The sequence below is a fragment of the Micrococcus sp. KRD012 genome (assembly GCF_017168555.1).
Classification (GTDB): Bacteria; Actinomycetota; Actinomycetes; order Actinomycetales; family Micrococcaceae; genus Micrococcus; species Micrococcus luteus.
On the sequence record NZ_JABFBB010000019.1, the window covers coordinates 81319 to 89528 of the forward strand.

The following is an 8210-nucleotide window of genomic DNA, read 5'->3' on the forward strand; positions in this document are numbered from 1 at the left end:
ATCGGCGAGTCTACCCGCGCCCGTCCCACCCCGCCCCAGGAAGACCACCGGGGCCGCAGCGGCTCCGTCAGAGTCGCGCGCCGTCGTCCCAGGGGGCGACGTCGGGATCGGTGACCGCCTCTGAGGCACGCTCCCGGGCGGCGCGGGCCGCGGCCCGGGCGTCGTGGTCGCGCACGTCCGGGTCGTTGCGGCGCAGCAGGGCGTACAGCGGCGCCTGGAGGAACAGGGTGGACAGGGTGCCCACGATGATGCCCACGAACAGCGCGAGCGCGATGTCCCGCAGCGTGCCGGCACCGAGCAGCCCCGCGCCGATGAACAGGATCGAGCCGACCGGCAGGATGCCGACGACGGAGGTCGTGATGGACCGGACGAGCGTCTGGTTCACCGCGAGGTTCACGTTCTCGACGAAGGAGCGCTCCGGGTCCTCCTCGGCCCCGATCGTGTTCTCGCGGATCTTGTCGAAGACCACCACGGTGTCGTAGAGCGCGTACGACAGGATCGTGAGGAAGCCGATGATGGCCGACGGCGTGATCTCGAAGCCGGTGGCGCCGTAGATGCCGGCGGTCAGCGCGACCACGTAGAGCATGCCGAGCACGGCGGCCAGGGACATCTTCCAGGTGCGGAAGTACACGGCCATGAACAGGGTCACGAGCACCACGAAGATCACCAGGCCGATCAGGGCCTGCTGCGACACCGCGGCGCCCCAGGTCGGCCCCACGAAGGTCGAGGTCACCTGGTCCTGGCCGACGCCGTAGGCCTCCTGCAGGTTCGCGGCCACGGCTCGGGTCTGGGCGTCGTCGAGCTGCTCGGTCTGGACGCGCACGGTGCCCGGGGCGACGTTCGTGACGGTGGCGTGGCCGTCGGCCAGCACGTCGGTCACGGCGCGCTCGCCCGCGGCCACGTCGGTGGAGGCCGTCTGCGAGACGGTGAACTCGGAGCCGCCCCGGAACTCGATGCCGAGGTTGAAGCCACCGCGGAGGGCGGTCAGGCCGCCGGCGAGGACGAGCAGCAGGGCGGCGAGGGCGAACCACCGCCGCCAGCGCTGGATGAACGGGTAGGAGATGCGGCCCGAGTAGAGGGCGTTGCCCCAGTCGGCGAAGCGGTTCACTGGTCCTCCTCCTGGCGGCGTCGCTCGGCGCGGCGTCGCTCGGCGATCGTCATGGGCGGCGCGGTGCGCGAGCGGCGGCCGCCCCCCCGGGCGGACGAGCCCGCGCGGGGGGCGCCCGTCGCGACGAGCGGGCGCGGGGCGTCGGCGGCCGCCGCGTCAGCCGGCTCGTCGGAGTCCTCCGCCGGGAGCCCGGTGCGGGGGGCGTGGGCGGGCTCGCGGAAGCGGCCGGCGCCCTGATACAGGGACGGCCCGCCCAGCAGCGACGGGTCCAGTCCGGACATCGGGTGTCCCTCGCCCACGAAGCGGGTCTGGGCCAACAGCACCATGAGCGGGTGGGTGAACATGAACACCACGATCAGGTCGGCGATCGCGGTGAGGCCGAGGGTGAACGCGAAGCCGCGCACGTTGCCGACGGCCACGAAGTACAGCACGACGGCGGCCAGCAGGTTCACGGCCTTGGACGCGGTGATCGTCCGCCGGGCGCGCTTCCAGCCCTCGTGCACGGCGACGGGCACGGTGTGGCCCGCGCGCAGCTCGTCCTTGATGCGTTCGAAGTAGACGATGAACGAGTCCGCCGTCAGACCGATCGCCACGATGAGCCCGGCGATGCCCGCGAGGGACAGGCGGTAGTTGTCCGTCCAGCCCAGGATCGCGATGGTCAGCCACGTCAGCACGCCCGCCACGATGATCGAGGCGAAGGTCAGCAGGCCCAGGGCCCGATACTGGAAGAACTGGTACACGGCCACGAGGCCGAGGCCGATCAGGCCGGCGATCAGGCCCCAGAAGAGCTGGTCCCGGCCGAGCGTGGCGGAGATCTGCTGCTCGGACTCGATCGAGAAGGAGATCGGCAGGGAGCCGTAGTTGAGCTGCTCGGCCAACTGCGCCGTCGTCTGCTCGTTCAGGGTGGGGCCGCTGATCTGCGCGCTGCCGTTGGTGATGACCACGTTGGACTGCGGCGCGGAGATCACGTCCCCGTCCAGCAGGATCGCGAACTGCTTGCGCGGGTCGCCCTCGGGGTACGGGGTGAGCTTCTGGGTGACCTCCGTGAAGGCCTTGGTGCCCTCCTCGTCGAACTCGATGTTGACGACCCACTGGTTGGTGGAGACGCCGCCCTGGGCCTGGGCCATGCCGTTGGACGCGCCCTTGATCTGGGTGCCCGGGATGACCACGGGGCCCAGGATGTACTTCTGGGCCGGCGTGACGGCGCCGTCGGCGAGCTCCTCGGAGGGCTGGCAGGCGACGATCGCCCGGTCGGACGGCGGCGGGGGCGCGGCCGGGTCCCGCGGGGCGGTGCAGTCCGTGGCCTGGAACTCGGCCAGCAGGGCCGGGGTGACCCAGTTCGGGTCGTAGGCGTCCGCCGGCTCCCCGTCGGGCTTCGGCAGCTGGTCTTCTGGCAGGCGCTGGTCCTCGGGGGTGGCCTCCCCCGGGCCGGACTGCAGCACGGGGCGGAACTGCATGTCCGCGGACGCCTGGATCAGGCGGCGGGTCTCCTCGTCCGGGACCCCGGGCAGGGAGACGACCACGTTCTGGGAGCCCTGCGTGGCGACCTCCGCCTCGGCCACGCCGGAGCCGTCCACACGCTGGCGGATGATCTCCACGGCCTGGTCCAGCTGCTCGGGGGTGACGGACTCGCCCGTCGAGGTCTGGGGGGCCAGCACCATCTGCGTGCCGCCCTCGAGGTCGAGGGCGAGCTTGGGAGCCCAGGAGGCCGCGCCGGAGGCCACGCCCCCGCCGAGGATCGCGGCCAGGACCACGAGGAGGGCGGCCAGCCAGGCCAGGGTGCGCCCGGCGGAGCCGGTGGGTGTTCTCTTCGCCATTGCTCAGGTGCTTCCGTCACATTCGAGCGGCCCCGCCAGGCGGGGCCGCGTGTGCAGGGGTGGGTGGGCCTCAGGCCAGGTCGTCGCGGCGCGGACGCGGGTCGTCGGCGTCGTCGGCGCGGTACTCGGTGCCGGGGGCGTCATCCAGACGCGACGGGTCCGTGGTGGGCGCGGCGGCCGTCTCCGGCTCCACGACGGTGGTGACGCCCTGCAGGTGCACGTCCATGCGGGTGCCCGGGGCGGTCTCCAGCGTCACCCGCTGGCCCTCGGTGTCCACGGCCACGACGGTGCCGAAGATGCCGGCGCCCGTCATGACCTCGACGCCTGGGGCGAGGGTGCTGCGCATCTGCGCCTGCTGCTGCTGCATCTTCTTGCCCTTGCGGAAGGAGAGGAAGAGCATCACCGCGAGCAGGGCGAAGGCGATGAGCATGAGCAGGCTGCCGCCACCCCCCTGGGCCTGCTGGGCGATCACGGGCAGGGTCGCGGCGGTGGCGACGGGCATGGGGGACTCCTGATGCTCGGGGTGGGCGGGCCTGTCCAGTGTAGGGGCCCGCCCTGGGCGTCACGGCCCCGGCGTGGCCTCCGGAGCGGCGAGGCCCAGGTGCTCCCAGGCCCCCGGCAGCGCGACGCGGCCACGGGGGGTCCGCGCCACCATGCCCTCGCGGATGAGGAAGGGCTCGGCCACGGTCTCCACGGTCTCGGCCTCCTCCCCCACGGCGGTGGCCAGCGTGCTGAGCCCCACGGGCCCGCCGCCGAACGTGGTGCACAGGGCCGTGAGCACGGACCGGTCGAGCCGGTCCAGGCCGCGCCCGTCGACCTCGTACATGTCCAGGGCGGCGGCGGCGTCGTGCGCGCCGACCTCGGCCAGCCCCTTCACGAGCGCCCAGTCCCGCACGCGGCGCAGCAAGCGGTTGGCGATGCGCGGGGTGCCGCGCGAGCGCCGGGCGATCTGCCGGTACCCCTCCGTGGCCAGCCGCATGTCCAGCAGCAGGGCGGAGCGGCGCAGGACGCGCTCGAGCTCCACCTCGGTGTAGAAGTCCAGATGGCCCGTGAAGCCGAAGCGGTCGCGCAGCGGCCCCGGCAGGAGGCCGGCCCGCGTGGTGGCGCCGACGAGCGTGAAGGGCGGCAGCTCGAGCGGGATCGAGGTGGCGCCGGCGCCCTTGCCCACCACGATGTCCACCCGGAAGTCCTCCATGGCCATGTAGAGCATCTCCTCGGCCGGGCGGGACATCCGGTGGATCTCGTCGAGGAAGAGCACCTCGCCCTCGGTGAGCGAGGACAGGATGGCCGCGAGGTCGCCCGCATGCTGGATCGCGGGGCCGGAGGACAGCCGCAGGGGGGCGTTCATCTCCGCGGCCACGATCATCGCCAGCGTGGTCTTGCCGAGCCCGGGCGGACCGGAGAGCAGGACGTGGTCCGCGGCGCGGTCGCGCAGCCGGGCGGAGGCGAGCATGAGGTCCAGCTGCTCGCGCACGCGCATCTGGCCCACGAACTCGTCCAGGTGCTTGGGGCGCAGCGCGGCCTCGAGCCGACGCTCCTCCGGGTCGACGGCCGCCGCGGACAGCGGCGAGGACTCCGCGCTCATCGCCCGCCTCGCACAGAGCCGGCCATGCCGACGTCGCGCAGGGTGGCACGCAGCAGCGCGGCGACGTCGCGGCCCTCGTCCAGCTCCGGGCGGGCCGCCACGGTGGCCTCGACGGCCTTGAGCGCCTCCTTCTCGGACCAGCCCAGGCCGGCCATCGCCTGCACGACGTCGGCGTGCCAGAGCGCCTCGACGGTCGGCTCGGCGCTCGCCTCGGCCTCCGCCTCGGGCACCGGCTCCCCGGTGGGCGCGAGGCGGCCGGAGAGCTCGACGATGATCTTGCGCGCCATCTTCGGCCCGATGCCGGGCACGCGGGTGAGGGTCTTCTCGTCCTCCTCGGTGACCGCCCGGCGCACGGTCTCGGGGTGGTGGACGGAGAGGATCGCCAGGGCGAGGCGGGGACCCACGCCGTTGGCCGTGATGAGCACCTCGAACACCTCGCGCTCGTCGCGGTCCGCGAAGCCGTAGAGGGTCAGGGCGTCCTCCTTGACCACGAGGTGGGTCTGCACCGCCCCCGGCCGGCCCTCGTGCAGGGTGGCCAGCGTCTGCGGGGTGGCGGAGAACTGCACACCCAGGCCGCCGACGGCGATGACCGCCCGGTCGAGGGCCACGTGCTCGACGGTGCCGCTGAGCGAGGCGATCATGAGGGGCCCTCCTGTCGGGACGGACGGACGCCGGTCGGCGCGGATTCGAACATATCATCGAACGCCGGCCCGGCAGCGGCCTACCGGCGTCGCCCGCCGCCCGCCGAGCGCTCGGCGTCGAGCCAGGCCCGCTGCGCGGCGGTGAGCTGGCCCCGCGGGCGGGCGCGCGCGGGCGCCTTGGCGGCGAACTGCGAGCGCCCCGCCCGGGAGGCGAGGTCCGCGGTGTCGAGGCCGGTCTGGCCGGCGGCCGCGCCGAGGGCGGTGCCGCGCCAGCCGTGGGCGATGGCCAAGGCGAGGGCGTCGGCCGCGTCGGCCGGGCGCGGCGGGGCGTCGAGGCGGAGGATCCGGGTGACCATCGTGGTGACCTGCTCCTTGCCCGCATCGCCGTGTCCGGTGACGGCGGCCTTGACCTCGGAGGGGGTGTGCAGGCCCACGGGGACGCCGGCGCGCGCGGCCGCGGCGATCGCCACGCCCGCGGCCTGGGCCGTGCCCAGCACGGTCGGCGTGTTCGTGTTCGCGAACATGCGCTCGACGGCGGCGCGATCGGGCCGGTGCGCGGCGAGGACCGCGGAGACGGCCTCGTCGATGCGCAGGAGGCGCTGGTCCAGGGGGGCGGTGGGCGGGGTGCCCGTGACCTCGACGTGGACGAGCGCGGCCCGCCGTCGCGCGTCCACGTCCACCACGGCGATCCCGCAGCGGGTGAGCCCCGGGTCCACCCCGAGGATCCGGACGACGTCGGCGGGCCGGCGCGCGCTCAGCGCGATCAGTCCTCGTCGAGCTCGGCGAGGACCTCGGGGGCGATGTCCACGTTCGAGAAGACGTTCTGGACGTCGTCGAGGTCCTCGAGGGCATCGGCCAGCTTGAGGAAGGTGCGGGCGCCCGACGCGTCCAGGTCCACCTTCATGGTGGGGACGAACTCGAGCTCGTCGGACTCGTACTCCACGCCCGCCTCGTCGAGGGCCTTGGCCACGGACTGCAGGTCGGAGGGGTCCGAGAGGATCTCGAAGGAGTCGCCGGAGACGACGACCTCCTCGGCGTCGGCGCCGCCCTCGAGCACGGCCTCGAGCAGGCCGTCCTCGGTGTTGCCCTCGGCGGGCAGGCGCACGAGGCCCTTGCGCTCGAAGAGGAAGGAGACGGAGCCGGAGTCGGCCATGGTGCCGCCGTTGCGGGTGACGGCCGCGCGCACGTCCGCGGCGGCGCGGTTCTTGTTGTCGGTCAGGCACTCGACCAGCAGCGCCGAGCCCTGGGGGCCGCGGACCTCGTACATGATCTCGGCGTAGTCGATGACCTCGCCGGTGAGGCCGGCGCCGCGCTTGACGGCGCGGTCGATGTTGTCGTTGGGCACCGAGGCCTTCTTGGCCTTGGACACGGCCAGGTCGAGGGCGGGGTTGCCGGCGACGTCGGGTCCGCCGGCACGTGCCGCGACCTCGATGTTCTTGATGTACTTCGCGAACGCCTTGGCGCGCCGCGCGTCGATGACGGCCTTCTTGTGCTTGGTGGTCGCCCACTTGGAATGTCCTGCCATCACGCCTCCTCAGGTCTGGATCTCGTCTGCTGGCTCGACCGCCCAGTCTAGCGACGCCCGGTGGGGTGGCGCGGATCACGGCTGACTACACTCGCGCCCATGACCCACACCTCCGCGCCCTCCGTCCTGCCCGCCGACCACCCGCTGGCGACCCCCTCCGACCTGCCCTACGGGCTGCCCGACTTCTCCGCCGTCTCCGACGCGCAGCTGGCCGAGGCCGTGCGCGCGGGGATGGCGGCCCAGCGCGCCGAGGTCGACCAGATCCTCGGGGCGGCCACGGCGCCGACCTTCGAGAACACCGTCCGTGCGCTCGAGCTGTCCGGCCAGCTGCTGCGCCGCTCCGCCGCGATGTTCTTCACGCTCGTCGGCTCGGACGGCACGGATGCGCGGCAGGCCCTGGCCGAGGAGCTCTCCCCCGAGCTCGCGGCCCACGAGGACGCGATCCTGCTGGACCCGCGGCTGGCGGCGCGCGCCGCTTCGATCGACGACGGCGGCCTCACGGGCGAGGACGCCCGCCTGCTGGAGACGCTGCGCCTGCGCCTCTCCCTGGCGGGGGCGGACCTGGACGAGGCCGCGCGCGAGGAGCTGCGCGGGATCAACACGGAGCTGGCGTCCCTCTCGGCCGCCTACACGCGCCGCCTCGTCGCGGACACCGCCGCCCGCGCCGTGCTCGTCACGGACCGCGAGCGCCTGGCCGGTCTGAGCGAGGACGACCTGGCCGCGGCGGCGGGGGCGGCCGCCGAGGCGGGGCACGGGGAACCCCCGACCCCGCGCGGGACGTCCCCGCTCCCGAGCAGACCCTGGCCGCCCCGGGCGGCGCCCGCCTGACGGACGAGGAGTGGGCCCGACGGCTCACGCCCGAGGAGTTCCAGGTGCTGCGCCGGGCCGGCACGGAACGGCCCTTCACGGGCGAGTACTGGGACTCGCACGTGAAGGGCGTGTACGCGTGCCGGGCGTGCGGATCCGAGCTGTTCCGCTCGGACGAGAAGTTCGACGCGCACTGCGGCTGGCCCTCGTTCTTCGCACCGCTCGCGGAGGACCGGGTGGAGTACCTGAAGGACACCACCCTGGGCATGGAGCGGATCGAGGTGCGGTGCGCGGCGTGCGGCTCCCACATGGGTCACGTCTTCGCGGGCGAGGGCTATGACACCCCCACGGACCTGCGCTACTGCATCAACTCGATCTCGCTGCGCCTGGCCCCCGCCGACGACGCGGCGGCCCCGGACGGGGCGCGCTGATCCGGTGCGGGAGCGCCGTGGCGTCCACGGCGCGCCCCCGCGGCCCGCTGGGCCCCGCAGCCTAGGCTGACGGGCATGAGCGTGATCGGGCCCCGTCGCCTCTCCGCCGCCCCCGGGGCGGTCGAGGCGCCCGTGCCGCCGGGGGTGTTCCGGCGTGCCCTGGCGGACCTGCGCGATGCGCGGCCACGGACCGAGGTGCGGCTGCGGGAGATCCCGGCACCCGAGGGGCAGGCGCCCTTCGCCGTCGCCCTCGCCGCCGACGTGTGCGACGGGCCGGGCGCGACCGGCGGCGTGCT

10 protein-coding genes are annotated in these 8210 nt (G+C 74.1%); 3 read left to right on the top strand and 7 right to left on the bottom strand.

What is annotated here, in order from left to right:
• Positions 1-67: 67 nt before the first annotated feature.
• The 7 genes from secF to J1M37_RS08120 all read right to left on the bottom strand — a co-directional run bounded on the left by secF (position 68) and on the right by J1M37_RS08120 (position 6676).
• Positions 68-1108, bottom strand: coding sequence for a protein translocase subunit SecF (gene secF / locus J1M37_RS08090; protein WP_036317952.1), 1041 nt, complete (start codon positions 1106-1108; stop codon positions 68-70).
• Complete coding sequence (gene secD / locus J1M37_RS08095) at positions 1105-2925, bottom strand: protein translocase subunit SecD (protein ID WP_036317949.1); 1821 nt, start codon at positions 2923-2925, stop codon at positions 1105-1107. Before secD ends, secF begins: the two co-directional genes overlap by 4 nt.
• 70 nt (positions 2926-2995) lie before the next feature.
• A complete protein-coding gene (locus J1M37_RS08100) occupies positions 2996-3427 on the bottom strand; it encodes a preprotein translocase subunit YajC (protein ID WP_036317946.1) in 432 nt (143 codons plus the stop codon).
• A gap of 60 nt (positions 3428-3487) precedes the next feature.
• On the bottom strand, positions 3488-4510 hold the full coding sequence (gene ruvB, locus J1M37_RS08105; RefSeq protein ID WP_036317944.1) for a Holliday junction branch migration DNA helicase RuvB: 1023 nt from the start codon (positions 4508-4510) through the stop codon (positions 3488-3490).
• The gene (gene ruvA, locus J1M37_RS08110) at positions 4507-5151 is read right to left on the bottom strand and encodes a Holliday junction branch migration protein RuvA (protein WP_036317942.1); all 645 of its coding nucleotides are present in this window, start codon (positions 5149-5151) and stop codon (positions 4507-4509) included. Before ruvA ends, ruvB begins: the two co-directional genes overlap by 4 nt.
• Before the next feature lie 80 nt (positions 5152-5231).
• Positions 5232-5867 carry a crossover junction endodeoxyribonuclease RuvC gene (gene ruvC, locus J1M37_RS08115; RefSeq protein WP_036317938.1) on the bottom strand — a complete coding sequence of 212 codons (636 nt, stop codon included), beginning with the start codon at positions 5865-5867 and terminating at the stop codon, positions 5232-5234.
• 47 nt (positions 5868-5914) lie between these two features.
• Positions 5915-6676, bottom strand: coding sequence for a YebC/PmpR family DNA-binding transcriptional regulator (locus J1M37_RS08120; RefSeq protein WP_036317934.1), 762 nt, complete (start codon positions 6674-6676; stop codon positions 5915-5917).
• A gap of 99 nt (positions 6677-6775) precedes the next feature.
• Here J1M37_RS08120 and J1M37_RS08125 point away from each other — a divergent pair, with 99 nt between their 5' ends.
• The 3 genes from J1M37_RS08125 to J1M37_RS11550 form a co-directional block, all read left to right on the top strand.
• Positions 6776-7504: a hypothetical protein gene (locus J1M37_RS08125; protein WP_241250947.1), complete on the top strand. Its 729-nt coding sequence runs from the start codon at positions 6776-6778 to the stop codon at positions 7502-7504.
• Positions 7477-7914, top strand: a complete 438-nt coding sequence (gene msrB / locus J1M37_RS08130) for a peptide-methionine (R)-S-oxide reductase MsrB (protein WP_070708529.1) — start codon at positions 7477-7479, stop codon at positions 7912-7914. The genes J1M37_RS08125 and msrB overlap by 28 nt, the downstream gene beginning before the upstream one ends.
• Before the next feature lie 75 nt (positions 7915-7989).
• Positions 7990-8210, top strand: a 221-nt coding sequence (locus tag J1M37_RS11550) for a DUF3000 family protein (RefSeq protein ID WP_241250948.1), incomplete at its 3' end; no start/stop codon positions are given.

Excerpts from the sequence above, each read along its gene's own strand:
- secD (WP_036317949.1), bottom strand. The coding sequence starts at position 2,925 with ATGGCGAAGAGAACACCCACCGGCTCCGCCGGGCGCACCCTGGCCTGG.
- J1M37_RS08100 (WP_036317946.1), bottom strand. The coding sequence starts at position 3,427 with ATGCCCGTCGCCACCGCCGCGACCCTGCCCGTGATCGCCCAGCAGGCC.
- ruvB (WP_036317944.1), bottom strand. The coding sequence starts at position 4,510 with ATGAGCGCGGAGTCCTCGCCGCTGTCCGCGGCGGCCGTCGACCCGGAG.
- ruvA (WP_036317942.1), bottom strand. The coding sequence starts at position 5,151 with ATGATCGCCTCGCTCAGCGGCACCGTCGAGCACGTGGCCCTCGACCGG.
- J1M37_RS08120 (WP_036317934.1), bottom strand. The coding sequence starts at position 6,676 with ATGGCAGGACATTCCAAGTGGGCGACCACCAAGCACAAGAAGGCCGTC.
- J1M37_RS08125 (WP_241250947.1), top strand. The coding sequence starts at position 6,776 with ATGACCCACACCTCCGCGCCCTCCGTCCTGCCCGCCGACCACCCGCTG.